This window comes from Gordonia heveisoli, assembly GCF_030315745.1.
Classification (GTDB): Bacteria; Actinomycetota; Actinomycetes; order Mycobacteriales; family Mycobacteriaceae; genus Gordonia.
This window is the reverse complement of record NZ_JASXSH010000002.1, coordinates 22,481-38,331: the sequence shown is the minus strand read 5'-3', so window position 1 is coordinate 38,331 and position 15,851 is coordinate 22,481. Positions and strand designations below refer to the sequence as shown.

The 15,851-nt window shown below is 65.9% G+C and carries 15 protein-coding genes and 2 tRNA genes; 9 read left to right on the top strand and 8 right to left on the bottom strand.

The window, feature by feature from the left end; all coding sequences use genetic code 11:
• Positions 1-39: 39 nt before the first annotated feature.
• Positions 40-116: transfer RNA gene (locus QSJ18_RS01835), tRNA-Ile, on the bottom strand.
• Between the two features lie 210 nt (positions 117-326).
• Between QSJ18_RS01835 and QSJ18_RS01830 the strand changes: the two genes are divergently transcribed.
• Together QSJ18_RS01830 and QSJ18_RS01825 are read left to right on the top strand one after the other, a co-directional pair.
• A tRNA-Asn gene (locus QSJ18_RS01830) sits at positions 327-399 on the top strand.
• Between the two features lie 239 nt (positions 400-638).
• On the top strand, positions 639-1,283 hold the full coding sequence (locus tag QSJ18_RS01825) for a dihydrofolate reductase family protein (RefSeq protein ID WP_286324504.1): 645 nt from the start codon (positions 639-641) through the stop codon (positions 1,281-1,283).
• 37 nt (positions 1,284-1,320) lie between these two features.
• Here QSJ18_RS01825 and QSJ18_RS01820 read toward each other — a convergent pair whose 3' ends face one another.
• Positions 1,321-1,500 (bottom strand): hypothetical protein, encoded by a 180-nt coding sequence (locus QSJ18_RS01820; RefSeq protein ID WP_286324503.1) that lies wholly within the window; start codon positions 1,498-1,500, stop codon positions 1,321-1,323.
• Between the two features lie 74 nt (positions 1,501-1,574).
• Here QSJ18_RS01820 and QSJ18_RS01815 point away from each other — a divergent pair, with 74 nt between their 5' ends.
• A complete protein-coding gene (locus QSJ18_RS01815; RefSeq protein ID WP_286324502.1) occupies positions 1,575-1,934 on the top strand; it encodes a hypothetical protein in 360 nt (119 codons plus the stop codon).
• A gap of 16 nt (positions 1,935-1,950) precedes the next feature.
• Here QSJ18_RS01815 and QSJ18_RS01810 read toward each other — a convergent pair whose 3' ends face one another.
• Together QSJ18_RS01810 and QSJ18_RS01805 are read right to left on the bottom strand one after the other, a co-directional pair.
• Positions 1,951-2,643 (bottom strand): GntR family transcriptional regulator, encoded by a 693-nt coding sequence (locus QSJ18_RS01810; RefSeq protein ID WP_462475972.1) that lies wholly within the window; start codon positions 2,641-2,643, stop codon positions 1,951-1,953.
• Positions 2,637-3,776, bottom strand: a complete 1,140-nt coding sequence (locus QSJ18_RS01805) for an acyl-CoA dehydrogenase family protein (RefSeq protein WP_286324501.1) — start codon at positions 3,774-3,776, stop codon at positions 2,637-2,639. Before QSJ18_RS01805 ends, QSJ18_RS01810 begins: the two co-directional genes overlap by 7 nt.
• Before the next feature lie 133 nt (positions 3,777-3,909).
• On the opposite strand from QSJ18_RS01805, the gene QSJ18_RS01800 reads away from it, so the two are divergent.
• Positions 3,910-4,689 carry a hypothetical protein gene (locus QSJ18_RS01800; protein WP_286324500.1) on the top strand — a complete coding sequence of 260 codons (780 nt, stop codon included), beginning with the start codon at positions 3,910-3,912 and terminating at the stop codon, positions 4,687-4,689.
• A 6-nt stretch (positions 4,690-4,695) separates the two neighbouring features.
• On the opposite strand, the gene QSJ18_RS01795 is transcribed toward QSJ18_RS01800, so the two are convergent.
• Complete coding sequence (locus QSJ18_RS01795; protein ID WP_286324499.1) at positions 4,696-5,904, bottom strand: TetR/AcrR family transcriptional regulator; 1,209 nt, start codon at positions 5,902-5,904, stop codon at positions 4,696-4,698.
• Between the two features lie 315 nt (positions 5,905-6,219).
• Here QSJ18_RS01795 and QSJ18_RS01790 point away from each other — a divergent pair, with 315 nt between their 5' ends.
• From QSJ18_RS01790 to QSJ18_RS01770, 5 genes are all read left to right on the top strand, one after another.
• Positions 6,220-6,951, top strand: coding sequence for an enoyl-CoA hydratase-related protein (locus QSJ18_RS01790; protein WP_462475971.1), 732 nt, complete (start codon positions 6,220-6,222; stop codon positions 6,949-6,951).
• A gap of 94 nt (positions 6,952-7,045) precedes the next feature.
• A complete protein-coding gene (fadD5, locus tag QSJ18_RS01785) occupies positions 7,046-8,647 on the top strand; it encodes a fatty-acid--CoA ligase FadD5 (protein ID WP_286324497.1) in 1,602 nt (533 codons plus the stop codon).
• 240 nt (positions 8,648-8,887) lie between these two features.
• Positions 8,888-10,018, top strand: coding sequence for an NDMA-dependent alcohol dehydrogenase (locus tag QSJ18_RS01780; protein ID WP_286324496.1), 1,131 nt, complete (start codon positions 8,888-8,890; stop codon positions 10,016-10,018).
• A gap of 75 nt (positions 10,019-10,093) precedes the next feature.
• Positions 10,094-10,912 carry a serine hydrolase domain-containing protein gene (locus QSJ18_RS01775; RefSeq protein WP_286324495.1) on the top strand — a complete coding sequence of 273 codons (819 nt, stop codon included), beginning with the start codon at positions 10,094-10,096 and terminating at the stop codon, positions 10,910-10,912.
• A gap of 138 nt (positions 10,913-11,050) precedes the next feature.
• Entirely contained in the window at positions 11,051-11,569 is a 519-nt protein-coding gene (locus tag QSJ18_RS01770; RefSeq protein ID WP_286324494.1) for a DUF3145 domain-containing protein, read from the top strand.
• 94 nt (positions 11,570-11,663) lie between these two features.
• Here QSJ18_RS01770 and QSJ18_RS01765 read toward each other — a convergent pair whose 3' ends face one another.
• Genes QSJ18_RS01765 through QSJ18_RS01755 form a run of 3 tightly spaced genes read right to left on the bottom strand, consistent with a single transcriptional unit; the run spans position 11,664 to position 15,815 of the window.
• A complete protein-coding gene (locus tag QSJ18_RS01765) occupies positions 11,664-12,887 on the bottom strand; it encodes an acyl-CoA dehydrogenase family protein (protein WP_286324493.1) in 1,224 nt (407 codons plus the stop codon).
• Positions 12,888-12,919: 32 nt separating this feature from the next.
• A complete protein-coding gene (locus tag QSJ18_RS01760) occupies positions 12,920-14,233 on the bottom strand; it encodes an NtaA/DmoA family FMN-dependent monooxygenase (protein WP_286324492.1) in 1,314 nt (437 codons plus the stop codon).
• Between the two features lie 4 nt (positions 14,234-14,237).
• Positions 14,238-15,815, bottom strand: coding sequence for an ABC transporter substrate-binding protein (locus tag QSJ18_RS01755; RefSeq protein ID WP_286324491.1), 1,578 nt, complete (start codon positions 15,813-15,815; stop codon positions 14,238-14,240).
• Positions 15,816-15,851 lie beyond the last annotated feature (36 nt).

Here is a 15,851-nt window from a genome sequence, read left to right as displayed (position 1 = left end):
CACCTACATCCACAGTCCAGCCTGTTACCAGGCTGTTCATGGTGGGGCGGGCGGGGCTCGAACCCGCGACCTACGGATTATGAGTCCGCGGCTCTAACCGACTGAGCTACCGCCCCCGGCGGGCCGAGAAGGCCCGACGCTGGAGATTACCGCACCCCGTCACCGTGTCGGTCTCGGTGTGTCGGCGTGGTCGGTCTCCGACGAATCACACTCGCACGGATACGTCGTTGACCTGCCGTTTTGTAGTCTCTCTCATCCATGCGCTAGAGTCATCCATCGGTTCACCAAGTGCCTCCGACGGGGCGCACGACGGAGAATCAGAGCAATCCCCCATAGCTCAATTGGCAGAGCATTCGACTGTTAATCGAACGGTTACTGGTTCGAGTCCAGTTGGGGGAGCAAGAAAGCCGTCTGGTCACAGGCGGCTTTTTGCTTTTCGGCCATTAACCCCCAAATGCGTCCCCGCGAGTACATCCCGAGGGCGATATGCCCTCTGGACATGATGAGGGGGACGCGTTCGCCCCTCGCTGCGGCGATGAGTTTCCACCGACCCCAGGGTCTGTCCCTGAGTACAGTGCCTGCCCCGACCACCGGCGGCAGACTGTAGGGACGACCGAAGTGACGAGGAGCGGATCGCCATGGCATTGCTGAGGGTGCAGAATTTCACGGTCTCGCGGGACGGGGTCGCCGCGGGGCACAACCAGAGCTTTGAGCGCCCCTTCGGGGACGGCTGTGACCCGCGGGAGCTGATGTCGTGGGCGGGGGCCACCGCGAGTTGGCCCAACCGGACCGAACCCGGCGGAACGCGTGGCCTCGACGACTACTTCGCCCGCGACTTCACCAACAACATCGGTGCGGAGATCATGGGCCGCAACAAATTCGGGTACCAGCGGGGGCCGTGGACCGACGAACAATGGCAGGGCTGGTGGGGAGATGAGCCGCCGTTCCATACCCCGGTGTTCGTGCTGACGCATCATGTGCGGCCGTCGTTCACGCTGAGCGACACCACTTTCCATTTCCTCGACGCGACACCGGCGGAGGCTGCGGAGCAGGCGAAGGCGGCCGCCGGTGGCAAGGACGTACGGATCGGTGGTGGTGTCACCACGGTGCGCGAGTTCCTCGACGCCGACCTCATCGATGCGATGCACATCGCCGTCGCGCCGATCACGATCGGGCAGGGACTGCGCCTGTGGGATGACCCCGACGACCTCGCCGACCGATTCCACATCGAGAAGATCCCCAGTCCCAGCGGGATCGTCCACCATCTGCTGTGGCGCACATAGACCAGTGCCACACACGGTCTGGTGCGAGGTCGTCGGGCTACGCCGACGACCGCCACACCGGGTCGACGATCCATAGGCGGGCGCCGCAGCGGCGGCACTGATAGACGCGGCACGGTGGGTCGTGCTGGTTGTCCCAGCCGACGAGATGGGTGCGTAGTCCGAGGGTGAACGGGTGTCCGTTGGGGCATGCACCCGGTGGTACTTCGGCGATCTGCATCAGGCTCCTGTCCGGCCTCCGCAGATCTCACAGACTACGCGTTCACCCCGACACCGGTGGTCTAGCATCAGCGGATGGGGATGGCGCGGCTGGCCGCGGTCGGTGTCGGTGTCGGTGCAGTGATGATCGCGACCGGTGCGGGCTGCCTGTCGGTCCCACGATCGACGGAGACGACTGCCTACTGCATCGGCGTCCACGACAACGGCGGGACCTATTTCCTCAAGGCCGTCTACGACGAGGGCGAGCCGTCTCCCTGTACGTCGATGGCGAAGGTGACGAAGGCCGACTTCGACCGGCTGGCACTCACCAGGCAATGTGCCAAACAACAAGAATCGCCGCGCCGGACGCTCACGTACTACGCGAACGCCGATGAGGCGAGTGTTTCTGCGGCACAAGCCATGTGCGCGACGCTCGTCGGTATGGACGTGCCCTGAGCGGGCGGTGCCGCGATCAGTCCCAGATTCCCGTCTGTTCGAGATGTTTGGTCAGCCGCGCCACGCCGTCGGTGAACTGCGCGCGGGTCGCACGAACCACCGCGTCGCGGTCGTCGGCGCGGTAGGCGGCGATGAGCTGGTCGTGACTGGCCACGGCGACCTCGCCCCACTCCTGGTCGGCCGCATAGAGCGGTGCAGGCGTATATCGGGCCACCGACAACAGGAACCAGGCCAGTTTCGCACCCGGCGCGATGTGGTTGTGGACGCGATGGAACTCGAACTCGGCGTCCTGGATCGCGGCGACGTCATGTCCGGCGACCGCCGCCCGCAACCGCTGGTTGCACCATTCCAGATCGGCGAGTTGCTCAGCGGTGACGATCTCGGAGATCCGAAGCGCCAACTTCACCGCGATCTCACCCTGGAGCCAGAACAGATCCTCGACGTCGAGGCGGCTGAGGTCGGTGACCACATAGCCGCGATGCGGGGCGAGGGCGACCATGCCCTCACCCCGCAGCGTCAGTAGCGCCTCACGAACCGGGGTCACACTCACCCCGAGCTGCTCGGCGGTCTCATCCATCCGGACGTAGTCGCCGGGCCGGATCGCCGCGGTCATGATCTGCGCGCGCAGATGGGCGGCCACCTCTTCGGAGAGTTGGGGTCGTCGGCGCAGACGATTGAGCCGTTCGGGGCGATCAGCCACGGTCACAATCCGTACGTCTTACCGATGATGTCGCGCTGGATCTCATTCGTGCCACCGTAGACCGTCGAGATGATCGCACCGCGCATCTGGCGCTCCGCGTCGAACTCGGTGGCATAGCCGTAGCCGCCCATCATCTGCATCGCGTCGATCGTCATCGCCTTGGACACCTCGGTTGCCTTGAGCTTGGCCATCGACGCCTCGCGCGGGAACAGCTTCTTGGGGTGGGCGTCGGCGAGCTGGGCGACCCGGTACACGAGGAGTTTGGTGCACTCGATCTCGGTCGCGTGGTCCGCCAGCCGGTGACGCAACGCCTGGAAGGTGCCGACCGGGCGTCCGAACTGCTTGCGCTCGGTGACGAAGGTGAGGGTGTCGGCGAAGGACCGTTCGGCGACACCGAGCTGCATTGCCGCCAGGATCAGACGCTCGGTGTTGAGCCCGGCCATCAGCTGATTCCAGCCGTTGTTGACCTGGCCGACGACCGCCGAATCGGGCACCCGCACATTGGTGAAGTACAGATCATTGACCTCGCGCCCGCCGAGGGTGTCGATGCCCTTGATCTCCAGGCCGGAGGTATCGGCCGGAATGTGGAACTGGGTCAGCCCCTCATGCTTCTTCTCCGACTTCTCGGTGCGCGCGATCAGCAGGATCGACTTGGCGAAGTGGGCATTCGAGCACCAGGTCTTCTGGCCGTTGATCACCCAGCCGCCGTCGACCTTCTCCGCGCGGCACTTCAAGTTCGCGACATCGGAACCGGCTTCCGGCTCCGACATCGAGATGGACAGCGAATCGCCATCGGCGACACCGGTGAGCACCTCCTTCTTGAGCTGCTCGTCGGCGAACTTCTGGTAGGCGGCTGCGGTGATCAGGGTCGGCCCGATACCGCCGATAGGGGCCATCGCCCGCATCGATTCCTCCAGGAGGATCGACATCTCGACATTGCCTGCGCCGGCGCCGCCGTACTCTTCGGGCACCAGCAGGCCGGTCCAGCCGAGCTGGGCCATCTTGGTGTACAGCTCCTGCGAGTGCAGTTCGGTGCCGTTGTCGGTCAACCGGTCGCGCTGCTCGCGGGTACCCGCCTCGCGCTGGCAGAAGTCGGTGACGGCCTTGGCGAAGGCGGTCTGTTCGTCGGTGAAGGTCACCATCGGGCGAATCCTCTCGGTGCACGTATGCGGGCGCATACGCATGGTGGCAAGTCCGGCCACGCTAACACATATTATATATTTGATATGTCAGCCGGTGATGTGGACCACAATCAGACGTCGCTACATTGGTAGGATGCCGAAGTCCCGCCAGCCCGCCGAAGTCGCGCCGAATGCGCCGGCCGAACCGACGACCACCCTCGACGGCGATGCGTTCCTCGAGGCCAATCGTGTCAACCGGGACCGCTATCGCGAGGAGGCCGAACGCAAGGCGGAGAAGGCTGCGCGCAAGGCCGAACGCCGGGGCGGCGGGGGCGCTGCCGACCGCGTCCCGAGGAAGCTGGCGGGCGGCGATTCGGGTGGCGGACGCGCCGCCCGGCTGCGGTCTCTGGTCGGCTCCAAACTGGCTGTCGCCGCCGTGGTGCTGTCGATCCTGGTTGTCGCGCTTGCGGTTTCGACGACGGTGTTGGTCTTCGCCTACCGGGATGCCGATCGGCGGGCCGATGCTGCAACGGTATCGGTCGGCGCGCCAGAGCAGCGGGCTGCGGTCGACGCGGCGCGGCGCAATGTGATCGAGCTGATGACCTACGACTCCGCGAACTTCGACGATCTCGATCGGCGGATCGAGGCCATCTCCACCCCGTCTTTCCTGCAGCAGTACATCGCCACCTCGCAGGAGGCGCGCAAAGGTGCGGCGGAGGCGAAGTCGACGTCGACCGCGAAGATCAGTGAGGTGGGGATCGTCGGGGTGAAGGGGGATGCGGTCACCGTGCTCATGGCACTCGATCAGCGGATCATGGTGCCCGAACTCAAGGCCGAACGTCCCGACGGCGTGCCCTATCAGTCGCGCGTCAAGGCCACCGTCGTCCGCTCCGGAGACCGGTGGCTGCTCGACGACTTCGCGGTGATCACCTGACGGTGACTAGTCGGTTGGGATCTGTTCGCCGAGGAGGATGCGCAGGCCCAGGGCGGTGATGCGGTCGGCGGCGGGTGGCCGAGGAGCGCGTGCGAGGTCGGCGACCACGTTGAACGCCGCATGCACCAGGAACCGTGCGCGCGTTGGCGAGATGTCGGGTCGCTCGCGCCCGACCCAGGTCGCCCATTCCTCCACCGTGATGCGCTGCTGATTTCGGAGTGCGGTCTGCTGACGCGGGCTGACATGGCCGATCTCGGTGACATACACCGTGATGAGTTCGATGCTGTCACAGGATAATTGGACATATCGGGTGATCAGCTGGCTGATCGCCTCGCGCGGTGTGGTGGAGGCCGCGAGGGCATCGGCGATCGACGACGTGAAGCGATCGGTGGCGCGCCAGAAAGCGGCTTCCAGGATTGCGGTCTTCGACGAGAAGTGGCGGTAGACGCCGGAAGCCGGCATGCCGACGGCCGCACCGATCTCCTCGATCGTCACGTCGCGGAAGCCGCGGGCGGCGAACAGGTTGATCGACTCGGACAGCAACTGCTCGCGTTTGGCGGCCGGAACCAGTCCGCTCGTGGGCTGCGCCGGCGTCGGGGCGGCGGTGTCGGGCAGTTCGACATCGATCAGGGAGAGTGCGGTATCGGTGATCAACGACTGGATCTCGCGATGGGCGAGGGTGACTCGATGGGTCAACGGGCTGGCCATGACGCTGATCATCGCGGCAGTGATCACATTCGCGTCGGTTCGAGAGAGCTCGGGGCGCCTGGCGAGGAGCGCGCTGCGGACCCGCCGGTGCTGGCCGACGACGGCGTCGCGGACCACGGCTGCGTCGGCCGGTTCGAGGTAGCGCGACTCCCAGCGGTACAGCCGTCCGGTGCGGCGGTTCTCGATCGAGGCTGCGGTGATGGCTGCGAGGAGTGCGTCGAGTTCGTCCGGGCAACCCGGCTCGATGTCCGCGATGGCTGCGACGAGGGCATTGGCCAGGTAGGTGGTCGTCTCCGCGAACAGTGCGTACTTGGTCGGGAAGTGTCGATACAGGGCCGGGGCGGACATCCCCACGGCCTCGGCGATGTCTTCGAGCCGGACGGAGTGGTAGCTGCTCGCGCTGAATGCTTTCGCGGCGGCGGAGATGATCTGCTGTCGCCGATCCGCGGGGCGGCGATGCCCGGGTGCGGTGCCCTCGGGTGGTGGCGTGTCGGTGTGCGCAGTCATGGCGATTCACCATAACCGGGTGCGAGGTTCGCATTCACCTTTCAGTACTCATTCGGGAAAATGCCAGTTAAAAACGGACATCGACCGTGCTAAGTTAATGGGGATTCGCGTGATCTGCGTCGCACTGTGCTAGTACTGTGTGGTGATGGGACGGAATCATGAGGTTGTGTCTACGTGGTCACAGCCGGGGCTGCCGGGTCGTGGGAGGGGAGAGCTGTGAGCGCTGCGCTGAACGGTGATGCGGAGCGAGGTGGCGTCACCGCGTCGATTGACGACCGCGGCATCGCGCGGCTGACGATCTCGCGCCCGGAGCGGATGAACGCGCTCAACGGCGCGGCGTCCGAGGCGATCAAGGCGAGTCTCGCCGAGTTCTCGGCCCGCGACGACATCCGGGCCGTCGTCATCGACGGTGCCGGGGGCAATTTCAGCACCGGTGCGGACGTCGCCGACCTCGCGGCCCGCTCCGCGGCCAACGCCACCGGCGGGAGCGACGCCGGACTGACCGCCGCGCAGGCGCGCAGCGTCATCTCCTCGGGCTCCGAACTCGCACGCGCGGTGCGGGCGGTCCCGGTGCCGGTGATCGCATCGGTCGACGGCGCCGCCGCTGGCATCGGCGCCTCACTGGCCTTCGCCGCCGACCTGATCTACGCCACTGAGCGCTCCTACTTCCTGCTCGCCTTCATCAACATCGGCCTGATGCCCGACGGTGGCGCCTCGATGTCGGTGGCCACGTCGGTGGGCCGCGCCCGCTCCAATGCGATGGCCTTGCTCGGCGAGAAGCTGCGTGCCCCAGAGGCGTTCGCGTCCGGTCTGGTCAACGCGGTGGTCGCCGACCGCGCCGAGCTGGATGCGGTCGTCGAGAAGTCCGCGGCGAATCTCGCGGGTAAGAGTGTGTCGGCACTGCGCCTGACCAAGGCTGCGCTCGACGCGCATTCGCTGGACGGCTTCGAAGCCGCACTCGAACGCGAGCTCGACGGCCAGACCCAACTGTTGCAATCGTCCGAGTTTCAGGCTGCGCTGGCGGCGTTCACCGGCGAATCACGCTGACTCCCGGCCAGACCACCGATTCATCCACTGTGACCAGACAACGCTGGGGCACAACACCTTCAGACCTGAGAAGTAGATCAAGGAGACACAATCCATGACCGCCACCCTCGATCCGAGCAGCGACCTGACCACCGAACCGCTGCGTTCACGGCGCAATCACTGGAACAATCAGGTTCGGCGTCACGCCTTCCAGAACCCGGACGGTGCGGCCCTGAAGTTCCTGGGCAGCGTCACCACCTGGAGTGCTCTGGAGGAGCGTTCGCGTGGCTTCGCCGCGGCCCTGAGTCGTCGGGGCGTCCAGTTCGGCGACCGCATCCTGCTCGTGCTGCTCAACCGCAGCGAGTATGTCGAAGCGACCCTCGGCGCCAACCTGATCGGCGCCATCCCGGTTCCGGTCAACGTCCGCATGAGCCCGGCCGAGATCGCCTTCCTGGTCGAGGACAGTGGCGCCAAGGTCATCGTCACCGAGAGCCTGCTGGCTCCGCTGGCCGACGCGGTCGCCGCCTCCACCGGCAAGATCGAACACACCATCGTCATCGGTGACACCGGCAACGCGGCACACCTCAAATTCGAGGAACTGGTCGCCGAGGATTCCTCGGACCTGCCCGAGGTCGACGTCCCCGAAGAACACACCGCGCTCATCATGTACACCTCGGGCACCACCGGAAAGCCCAAGGGCGCCATGCTGTCCCACCAGAACATCCAGGCGCAGGCGGTAACCTGCATGCAGGCGCTGCACACCCGGTCCGACGACATCGGTTCCTGTGTGGCGCCGATGTTCCACATCGCGGGCCTCGGCGCGATGGCACCGCTGTTCTATATGGGCGCGCTGTCGGTGATCCACCCGCTGGGCGCCTTCGACCCCAACGACATGCTCGACACCCTGGAGACCGAGGGCACCACGTCGATCTTCCTGGTCCCCGCCCAGTGGCAGGCTGTCTGTGCCGCCCAGCAGGCCAAGCCACGCAAGCTCAACCTGCGCGTCATCAGCTGGGGTGCGGCCCCGGCGTCGGACACGGTGCTCAACGCCATGAACGAGACCTTCCCCGAGGCACTCAACGTCGCCGTCTTCGGCCAGACCGAGATGTCGCCGATCACCTGTGTCCTGGAGGGCAAGGACGCGCTGCGCAAGATCGGCTCCATCGGAAAGGTGGTGCCCGCCGTGACCGCGCGCATCGTCGATCCCGAGATGAACGACGTCCCGGTCGGTCAGGTCGGCGAGATCGTCTACCGCGGACCGAACATGATGTCGGGCTACTGGCAGAACCCGCAGGGCACCGCGGACGCCTTCCACGGCGGCTGGTTCCACAGCGGTGACCTCGTCCGTCAGGATGACGAAGGTTTCATCTACGTCGTCGACCGCGCGAAGGACATGATCATCTCCGGCGGCGAGAACATCTACTGCGCCGAGGTCGAGAACGTCCTGTTCGGCCACGACAAGATCGTCGAGGCCGCGATCATCGGCCGGGCGCATGAGAAGTGGGGCGAGGTCCCCGTCGCCGTCGTCGTACTTGCCGCAGGCGTCGACGACTTGACGCTCGAGGACCTTGAGCCCTACCTGAACGAGAACCTCGCGCGGTTCAAGCATCCGAAGGACATCGTCATCGTCGACGAACTGCCCCGCAATGCCGGCGGCAAGGTGGTCAAGCCGAGTCTGCGCGCCACCTACGGCAGCAAGGATCAGGGTCTGCACTAGACCCCGCGCGCGGAGTATTTCCGCAGGACAGACCCACGCGACCTGGGCGCCGACACCGGCGTCCAGGTCGTGCTGCGTTGGGGTGGAAGTGACCGAGCTCGGCGCGGTGAAGGAAACCGGGGGGCGGGGTAGAACACGTTTCACTTTTGTGGTTCAGTGACTACTGTCACAACAACGACGCCACTGCGGGCGGGGAGAGCGGCGGCATTTCGGAACGCCGCGTCGAATGGAGGATGTGAAGTGAAGACCAAGGGTGCATTGCTGCGGGAACTCAACCAGCCGTGGGCGATCGAAGAGATCGAGATCGGTGATCCCAAGGCTCACGAGATCAAGATCCGGATGGAAGCCGCCGGCATGTGCCACTCCGACCACCACCTGGTCACCGGTGGTATTCCGATGGGCGGGTTCCCGATCCTCGGCGGCCACGAGGGTGCCGGTGTCATCGAGCAGGTCGGTGAGGGTGTGACCGACTTCGAGGTCGGGGATCACGTCGTCCTGTCGTTCATCCCGTCCTGTGGCAAGTGCAAGTCCTGTCAGGCCGGTATCGCCAACCTGTGTGACTTCGGCGCCATGCTCCTGCAGGGTGAAGCCGTCTCCGACCACACCTTCCGGATCCACACCGCCGGCGGGGAGAACGTCTACCCGATGACGCTGCTCGGGACCTTCTCGCCGTACATGGTCGTGCACGAGGCGTCGGCGGTGAAGATCGACAAGGAGATCCCGTTCGAGGTCGCCGCGCTCTGCGGCTGCGGCATCCCCACCGGCTACGGATCGTCGACCCGCAGCGGTGACGTGCGCCCGGGTGAGGATGTCGCCATCATCGGCGTCGGCGGCGTCGGCACCGCGGCCCTGCAGGGTGCGGTCATCGCCGGTGCGCGCAACGTCTTCGCCATCGACCCGGTCGAATGGAAGCGTGAGCAGGCCCTGAAGTTCGGTGCCACCCACGTCTTCGCCTCGGTCGAGGAGGCGATGAACGAGATCGGCAACGCCACCGAATGGGGTATGTGCCAGAAGGTCATCGTCACCGTCGGCGAGGTGCACGGCAAGGACGTCGACACCTGGATGTCCATCACCGCCAAGGCGGGCACCTGCGTGCTGACCGGTATGGGCAACATGATGGAGACCGAGGTGACACTGAACCTGGCGATGCTCACCCTGCTGCAGAAGAACCTGCAGGGATCGATCTTCGGCGGCGCCAACCCGAAACTGGATATCCCGAAGCTGCTGTCGATGTACAAGATCGGCAAACTGAACATCGCCGACATGATCACCCGCCAGTACCGGCTGGACCAGATCAACGAGGGCTACCAGGACATGCTGGACGGCCGGAACATTCGCGGCGTCATCCGCTACACCGAAGAGGATTGGTGACCGACGACGTCGGAACGGCGCCGACCACGCTCGGCGCCGCCGTCGGCCAGCGGTGAGGCGGTAACGTCTGAGAACGTGCCGATTCTCGATTCGCTGACCACCTGGCCGGTCGACCACGTGTCGGCGGTCGTCCTCACGCGTGACGGGGTCGTCGAGAACTTCGGCGACCCCGATCGCGTCTACGAACTCGCCTCGGTGACCAAACTTCTGGTTGCCGAGGCGGTTCTCGTCGCGGTGGAGGAAGGTGCCGTCGAACTCGACGATCCGGCCGGTCCGCCCGGTGCCACCGTCGCCCATCTGCTCGCCCACGCATCGGGGCTCGCGTTCACCGGGGATGACGTCGAGGCAGGCGTGGGGGAGCGTCGGATCTATTCCAGCGCCGGCTTCGAAACACTGGCCGCGACGGTCGAGGCGGCCACCGAGATCGGTTTCGCGGACTACCTCGCCGATGCGGTGGCCGCGCCGTTGGGGATGTCGCACACCGAACTGGCGGGACCGGCCGGGCACGGCGCCCGGGCGAGCGCAGGCGACCTCGCGCGGTTCGCGGCCGAGTTGCTGTCGCCGACGCTGCTGGCGCCCGCGACCCTCGCCGACGCCACCCGGGTGTGGTTTCCCGGCCTCGACGGTTTCGTCCCCGGCTACGGCAGGCATCGCCCGAACGATTGGGGACTGGGCTTCGAGATCCGGGCGCACAAGGCACCGCACTGGACCGGCTCGACAAACTCGCCGCGGACCTTCGGACACTTCGGCCAGGCGGGCACCTTCCTGTGGGTAGACCCAGAACTGGATGCCGCGTGCGTGGTGCTCACCGACCGGGCATTCGGGGCATGGGCGAAGCCGCTGTGGAGCGAGTTCAACGACACCCTCGTCGCGGCACTTCGGCCCCACGAATGACAGCTACCTCACAAGAATCGTGAGAATACTGGCGCAACACGGGCCACGTGGGGCACAATAAACAACAACAATGTGATATCCGGTGTCGCGAGGTGTGTTGGGGAAGACGTTCCTCGTCGATAACCGGAGGTGAACAAGGTGCGCAATCTACATCAGTTTGCGGACATGACGACTGGAGTGGTGTACATCCACTCAGCGCCGGTGGCGCTGTGCCCGCATGTCGAGTGGGCGCTGTCGTCGACGCTGAATGCGCGGGCCAACCTGAAGTGGTCCGCGCAAGAGGCCGACCCCGGGATGCAACGTGCGACCGTTGACTGGGCCGGCCCGGTCGGCACGGCCGCACGGCTGGTCACCGCATTGCGCGAGTGGTCGGCGCTGCGCTTCGAGGTCACCGAGAATCCCAGTGAGGGAGTCGACGGTGAGCGGTTCAGCTATGTGCCGGGCCTCGGGCTCTGGCGCGGCTCGACCAGCGCCAGCGGCGACGTGGTGATCGGCGAGATGCAGTTGCGCGCGCTGATCGAATCCCAGCCCGACAGCGCCGGCCTGGCCGGCGAACTGGAAGCCGCACTCGGCACCGCTTGGGATGCCGCGCTGGAGGATTACCGCATGGGCGGCGCGGGGGCCGAGGTCACCTGGCTGCAGCAACGCGTGGGATAGTCCACGCCCGACATCATCCGACGGTTGCGTACCGTCGCCACCAGATTCGGCCCCGGTAGAACACTGCCGGGGCCGAGTTGCGTCCGTGCGGCGGTCAGAAGAAGCCGTTGAGCGGTAGCGAGGTGCCGTTGACGAAGTGGTCGCCGATCGACCGCGCCTTGTACGGCGTCGGATTGTGCGAGAACAGGGTTCGGAGATTGCGCCAGTGGCGATCGAGATGTGCCGAGGCCCGCGTGGCGGAGGCTCCGCTCACCGCGAACAGGTCGCCGGCAGCCTTCAGTGCCAAACCCTCGACACCCACTTTGGTCTTGGCGGCCAACAGGGACGCGTGCTCCTCGAGTGACTCGTCGACCTCGCCGTGGGCAAACGCGAAGGCGGCGGCACGATCCTGGGCATCGGCGGCCGCCAGCACCGTGGATTCGGCGACGAAGGCGGCCGAGACGAGATTGCCGATGATCTCCAGCAGCTGAGGATCCGATGTCGGTGTCTCGCTGACCGCCCAACTGAACGTGCGTCTGCGCGAGCGCAACAAGGCGGCTGCATCGTCGGCGACCGAGCGCAGGATGCCCGCGGCGATCGCGTGCAGCAGCAATTGCGGCTGCGACTGCCGGGGTCGCCCGCCCGCGCCCGGATCGAAGGGGATCACCTCGTCGGCCTCGACCCGAACCTCGGTCAATACGGTTGTACCACTGCCAGTTTCGGCCTGTCCGAAGCCATCCCAATCATCGAGCAGTTCGACACCGGCACGGTCGGCGGGGAAGACCGCGACGACCTGTTCACCGTCGGGATCGTTCACGCCGATGCGCAGGATGTCCGCGTACAGACTGCCGGTGCTGTAGAACTTGCGGCCGCTGAGACGATAGCCGTCACCATCCGGGGTCAGCCGGGTCTCGAAGTCGCGCACGCCGACGGTCCGGTCGTTGAGCTCGGTGTTGGACCCGCCGAAGATGACGCCGCCGACGATGTCGGCGAGCCACTGACCGTCTCGGTCGTGGTGGCGCAACCGGATTCGGTCCTCGGTGAAGCCCCAGTGGACCCGCAGGATGTGGGGGACGTCGGGGTCGGCCTGACCCAGACGGATGACGAGCTCGTAGAACTCGCGTTTGGTGTATCCGCCGCCGCCCAACTCCGTCGGTACCCGTACCGCGCCCAGACGATGCGCCCGCACCAGGGCGAGCGCCAGATCCGGTCGGCCGCCACCCGCGGCACGACGGCGGACAGCGTCCTCGGCGATCTGCGCGATCACCGCGGCCAACTCGGGGGAGTGGGCCGACGGTGGCCGCACCTGCGGTCGATCGGTCAACTGCTGGTTGGGCATCGAAACTCCTTGCTCGTGGGGGGTGGGGACGATCACCAGTGGGGCCGGGGCAGTCCCAGGTGGTCGCGCAGGGTGGTGCCCTCGTACTTGCGGCGGTAGATTCCGCGCTCCTGCAGAATGGGTACAACCTCCTCGACGAAGAGCGGCAGGCTCTCCTCGATGACATCGAGCATCAGGTTGAAGCCGTCGACCAGGCCCGTCGCGAACCACCGTTCGAAGGTGTCGGCCACCGTCTTCGGTGACCCGACGACGGTGAGGTGCCCGGTGCCGTCGCGCAGCAGTTCACGCAGCGGTCGACCCGATTCGGCGAGGGCGACGATGGAACGGATGAATCCCTCCGAGTTGACCTTCGCGCGCTCATCGAGGTCGACCCGATGCAACGGAAGTGGCTGGTCGGGGTGCAGATCGTCGGGGTCCAGGCCCAGTCGCCCGGCGATGTACTGGCGGCTGCTCAACGAGCCGTCGATATCGTCGAGCGTCGCTCGCCGCCTGCTCGCCTCCGCATCGGTCGAGGCCAAGGTCAGTGCGGCACCCGGCAGGACGATCACCGGATGGCGTCCCGGCGCGCGGGCGGATGCATGCCCGGCCAGACGCTGCCGGTAGTCGCGCGCCGCGTCCAGAGTCATCGCCGACACGAACACCGCATCGGCGTGGCGATTGGCCAGCTCCAAGCCGCCGGACGACGCCCCGGCTTGGAAGACCACCGGTAGTCCTTGCTCCGACGGTGGCACCGTCGAACCGCCGTGGACCCGGAAGAACTCGCCGTCATGCGCGGTCTCGGTGACCGACCCAACGGTCGCGAACACACCGGTGGCCTTGTCCGCGACGATCGCGTCCGGTGTCCATGTCCGCCACAGTGACTCCACCACGTCGGCGAACTCCGCTGCGCGGGCATAACGTTCGGCCTTCTCGGGGATCGAGTCGAGTCCGAAGTTGGCCGCGATCCGCGGGTTGTGGTTGGTGACGATGTTCCACCCCGCTCGGCCATGGGACACCCGATCGAGGCTCTGAATGGAGCGGGCCAGGTTGTAGGGATGGTGCCACGTGGTCGAGACGGTCGCCACCAGCCCGATCGACCGGGTATGTGCGGCCGCGGCGGTCAGCGCGATGACCGGATCCAGACGCGCCGCCCCGGAGTTGGTCTGCCAATCAGGATCGAGTGCCTGCTGATCGGCGAGGAAGAAGGCGTCGAACAGACCGCGTTCGGCTTCCTGCGCGAGTCGTATGTAGAACTCGCCGGTGGCGGGCCCCGCCGGGTCCACGTCCGGGCGGCGCCAGGCCGACCGGTAGGTGCCGAGACCCGGCGCGTTCAAACCCAGATGAAGGTGTCGTCGATTGTCACCCATCTCGCTACTGGTTCTTCCAGGTGAGGTAGAGCCACGGATGCCCTTGTGTCTGAGTGAAACCGTGGACCTTCGAGTTGGAGACGAATGTCTGTGTCCGTTCGGTCAGCGGCAGTACGTAGGCGTTGTCGATCACGTACTGGGACAGTGCAACAGCTGCGCTGCGCCGCTCGTTCTCGGTCTTCGGATTGCCGTAGAGAACGCTGCGGGTCAACGTCTCCAGCTGAGCGTCGCTGCCTTTGAGTTTGAACGTATCGGCTCCGTCGGCCCGGATCGCATTCGCCAACGACCATGCGGCCTCGTGGTTGACGCTCTGATAGATCAGACCCACATCCGGACTCTTCGCCGCATTCGGGTAGTCGGCCCAATCGACCTGCCGCAAGACGACTTCGATGCCGGCTTGTTTGAGTTGCTGCTGCAGGTACTCGAAAGTCGACGGGGCGCCGACCGTATAGACGTCGATCAATGCGACCAGCTTCAGTCGTTGTCCGTCCTTCACGCGGATGCCATCGTCACCGCGCCGCCAGCCGGCCTGATCGAGCAGTTGATTCGCGCGCTCCGGCTGGTAGCTGACCTTGTCGCTCTGATCGACGAAATCTTGCCCGCCGCTTCCGAAGAGTCCGGTTGCCGCCCGGTAGTTCGGTGCGTACACCGTGTCGATCAACTTCTGCTTGTCGACCGCGTAGGTGATTGCCTGTCGTACTCGTACATCGCCGAGATGCGGTGCGCTGCTTCGCTGAACGAGAAGATAGGTGCCCTGATCCGCGTAGGACTGAGTGATCAGTCGCAGCCCCTGTGCCTCCGCGACGCGTTGTGAGCTCGGCTCCACGTAGTGGATGAGGTCGCCCTGATCCGAGGACAGGGAACCGAGCCGGACGCTGTCCTCGGTGACGCCGATGGTGCTGAACGAGTCGAGATATGCCTCGCCCTGGTTGGTCACACCCGCCGGGGCCCAGGCGTAGCCGGGTCGTCGAACCAGTTTGACCTCGTCGAGGGTGCCCGATTCGATGACGAACGGACCGCTGCCGACCAGGCTGGTCGCGAGGTTCTGTCCGCGAGCATCCTTGGCGAAGTAGCTGGAAGCCGCGAGCCCGGAGGCCGACGCGTCGCTCAGCGTCGTCAAGAAGTACGGGTACGGCCGGGTGAGTTCGACGGTGACCGATCGTTTGGCGTTGTCCGCGGAGATGGCGGCCACCTCGGGCCACGCGGAGTGTTTGACGTTGCCCTTGTCGTCGCCGAATGCACGGAACTCGAAGTTTTGCTTGACGTTCTCGGCATCCAGTGGCGTGCCATCGCTGTAGGTGACACCGTCGCGGAGCGTGAAGGTGTAGCGTCGGCCGTCCTCGCTGGTCGTCCACGACGTGGCGATCCAAGGTTTGATCTCGGTGCCCGACGGGGGGCGGAAGACGAGCCGATCGAACACATTGTTCGCGATGGGCTGTGCCTGGTACCAGTTCAGGTCGGAGAGCTGAAACGACTTGAGTGGCTGGTAGTCGAGGTAGGTGAGGTGTCCACCGCGAACCGGCGGCCCCTCGTCACCGCCGGCCTCTTCCGTCGGTGCGGTTCCGCACGCTGTCACCAGCATGACCGCAGCCGCCGCGGCGACAAGGATGGGTCGAAG

Bases quoted from the DNA above. Each gene is read 5' to 3' on its own strand.
- QSJ18_RS01825 (WP_286324504.1), top strand. From the start codon at position 639: ATGGCATTGCTGAGGGTGCAGAATTTCACGGTCTCGCGGGACGGGGTC.
- QSJ18_RS01820 (WP_286324503.1), bottom strand. From the start codon at position 1,500: ATGCAGATCGCCGAAGTACCACCGGGTGCATGCCCCAACGGACACCCG.
- QSJ18_RS01815 (WP_286324502.1), top strand. From the start codon at position 1,575: ATGGGGATGGCGCGGCTGGCCGCGGTCGGTGTCGGTGTCGGTGCAGTG.
- QSJ18_RS01805 (WP_286324501.1), bottom strand. From the start codon at position 3,776: ATGGTGACCTTCACCGACGAACAGACCGCCTTCGCCAAGGCCGTCACC.
- QSJ18_RS01800 (WP_286324500.1), top strand. From the start codon at position 3,910: ATGCCGAAGTCCCGCCAGCCCGCCGAAGTCGCGCCGAATGCGCCGGCC.
- QSJ18_RS01795 (WP_286324499.1), bottom strand. From the start codon at position 5,904: ATGACTGCGCACACCGACACGCCACCACCCGAGGGCACCGCACCCGGG.
- QSJ18_RS01790 (WP_462475971.1), top strand. From the start codon at position 6,220: ATGAACGCGCTCAACGGCGCGGCGTCCGAGGCGATCAAGGCGAGTCTC.
- fadD5 (WP_286324497.1), top strand. From the start codon at position 7,046: ATGACCGCCACCCTCGATCCGAGCAGCGACCTGACCACCGAACCGCTG.
- QSJ18_RS01765 (WP_286324493.1), bottom strand. From the start codon at position 12,887: ATGCCCAACCAGCAGTTGACCGATCGACCGCAGGTGCGGCCACCGTCG.
- QSJ18_RS01760 (WP_286324492.1), bottom strand. From the start codon at position 14,233: ATGGGTGACAATCGACGACACCTTCATCTGGGTTTGAACGCGCCGGGT.
- QSJ18_RS01755 (WP_286324491.1), bottom strand. From the start codon at position 15,815: ATGCTGGTGACAGCGTGCGGAACCGCACCGACGGAAGAGGCCGGCGGT.